The 2,476-nt window shown below is 73.3% G+C and carries 3 protein-coding genes; all 3 read left to right on the plus strand.

Annotation, left to right across the window (positions count from 1 at the left end):
• Positions 1-453 (plus strand): sensor histidine kinase (locus tag P409_RS31770; RefSeq protein ID WP_034848011.1); only part of this gene is annotated, 453 nt, incomplete at its 5' end.
• 91 nt (positions 454-544) lie between these two features.
• Positions 545-1,219, plus strand: a complete 675-nt coding sequence (locus tag P409_RS31775; protein ID WP_034848005.1) for a carbonic anhydrase — start codon at positions 545-547, stop codon at positions 1,217-1,219.
• 5 nt (positions 1,220-1,224) lie between these two features.
• Positions 1,225-2,476 (plus strand): SulP family inorganic anion transporter (locus P409_RS31780; RefSeq protein ID WP_034848008.1); only part of this gene is annotated, 1,252 nt, incomplete at its 3' end.

Here is a 2,476-nt window from a genome sequence, read left to right on the forward strand (position 1 = left end):
GACACCGATCCGGAGCCGCGGCGGGCGGTCGACCTCGTGGCGCTGCTGACCACGCTGGTCGACGCGGCCGCCGATGCCGGGCAGGACGCCCGCTATGACGGGCCTGATCGCGCCGTGCTGCACGCCCGGCCGCTGGCGCTGAAGCGGGCCTTCGCCAACCTGATCGACAATGCGGTGGCCTATGGCGGCTCGGCCCGCGTGGCGCTGCGGGACGGCCCGGCCGGCGTCACGGTCGCCATCGCCGATGACGGGCCGGGCATCCCGGAGGCCGAGCTGGACCGCGTGCTGCAGCCGTTCCAGCGCATCGAAGGCTCGCGCAGCCGCGCCACCGGCGGCGTCGGGCTCGGCTTGGCCATCGCCCTGCAGGCGGTGGAGCGGGAGGGCGGCCGGCTGTCTCTGGTCAACCGGCCGGCCGGCGGCCTTACGGCGGAGGTATCGCTGCCGAGGCACTGACACACTTTGTCACGAGCCGTTCGCACATGCGAAAAATAGGATTCCCATCCTCCTCTTGCGCGACCCCTCGATCATGCAACGGAGGCCAAGGATGGACGACCTCTTCCACGGGATGGCGCGGTTCCGCGCCGAGATCTTCCCGCAGCAGCAGCCGCTCTACCAGAAGCTCGCGACCGACGGCCAGCAGCCCCAGGCGCTGGTGATCTCCTGCGCCGATTCCCGGGTGGTGCCGGAGCTGATCACGCAGAGCGGCCCGGGCCAGATCTTCTGCTGCCGCAACGCCGGCAACATCGTGCCGCCCTTCTCCCAGGCCAATGGCGGCGTGTCCTCGGCGATCGAATATGCGGTGGTGGCGCTCGGCGTCCGCGACATCGTGGTCTGCGGCCATTCCGACTGCGGCGCGATGAAGGCGCTGCTGCACCCGGAGGTGCTGCAGGACATGCCGAACGTCGCCGCCTGGCTGCGCCACAGCCATGCCGCCCACCGGGTGGTGTGCGAGGCCTATCCGCCGGACCGCGGCGAGCGCGAGACGCTGCGCGCGCTGGCGCTGGAGAATGTGGTGGCGCAGCTGAACCATCTGCGCACCCACCCCTCGGTCGCGGCCAAGGTCGCCCGCGGCCAGCTGCGCCTGCATGGCTGGTTCTTCGAGCTCGAATCCGGCGAGATCCAGGCCTATGACGGCGCCGCCGGCCGCTTCGGCCGGATCGACGGTGCCGGCAGCCTGCCGGTGGCGCTGCCGCCGATGCCGCGGCTGGCGGCGGAGTAGGCGGCATGGCGCGCTTCCTCCCCGCTTCGCTGGCCCGCGACCTGCCGGCCTCGATCGTCGTCGTCCTGGTCGCCCTGCCGCTGTGCATGGGCATCGCCGTCGCCTCCGGCGTGCCGGCCGAGAAGGGGCTGGTGACCGGCATCATCGGCGGCATCGTCGTCGGGCTGCTGGCCGGGTCGCCGCTGCAGGTCAGCGGCCCGGCAGCCGGCCTCGCCGTGATCGTGTTCCAGCTGGTGCAGGATTTCGGCCTCGCCATGCTCGGCCCGATCCTGGTGCTGGCCGGGCTGCTGCAGCTCGGCGCCGGCGTGCTGCGGCTGGGCAAGTGGTTCCGCGCCATCTCGCCCGCCGTGGTGCACGGCATGCTGGCCGGCATCGGCGTGCTGATCGTGGCGGCGCAGCTGCAGGTGCTGTTCGGCCGCGCGCCGCTGCCGGACGGGCTGCAGAACCTGGCGGCGATCCCGGCTGCGGTCCTCGGCCTGCTGCCGCTGCAATGGTCCTCCGGCACCGCCGCGGTGCTGGCCGGCGGCGCCACCATCCTGGCGATGCTGCTGTGGGAGAAGCTGCGGCCGCGCTCGCTGCGCCTGATCCCCGGCGCCCTGGTCGGCGTCGTCGCCGGCACGGCCCTGGCCGCAGCCCTGGCGCTGCCGGTGCAGCGCGTCGATGTGCCCGACGCGATCCTGTCCGCCGTCTCGGTCCCGACCCTGGCCGACCTGTCGCGGCTGGGGGAGGGCGGCATCCTGGCCGCGGCGCTGGTGATCGCCGTGATCGCCAGTGCCGAGACGCTGCTGTCGGCCGCGGCGGTCGACCGGATGCATGACGGCGTCCGCACGAACTACGACCGCGAGCTGTCGGCCCAGGGTGTCGGCAACCTGCTGTGCGGCCTGGCCGGCGCGCTGCCGATGACCGGGGTGATCGTGCGCAGCTCGGCCAATGTCCAGGCCGGCGCCGCCACCCGGCTGTCGACGATCCTGCACGGGGCCTGGCTCCTCGCCGCCGTCGCCCTGCTGCCCTGGCTGCTGCGCGAGGTGCCGATGGCGGCGCTGGCCGGCGTGCTGGTGGTGACCGGGTGGCGGCTGGTCAGCCTGAAGCATGTGCGCGAGCTGCTGCACCGGCACGGCGTGCTGCCGGCGGCGATCTGGGCGGCGACGGTGGTCATGGTGGTGGCGACCGACCTGCTGACCGGCGTGCTGGTCGGGCTGGCGCTGTCGTTCCTGGAGGTGCTGCCGCATCTGCGCCGCATGCCGCTGCGCATCCGGC

This window comes from Inquilinus limosus MP06 (assembly GCF_000767795.1).
Lineage (GTDB): Bacteria > Pseudomonadota > Alphaproteobacteria > DSM-16000 > Inquilinaceae > Inquilinus > Inquilinus limosus_E.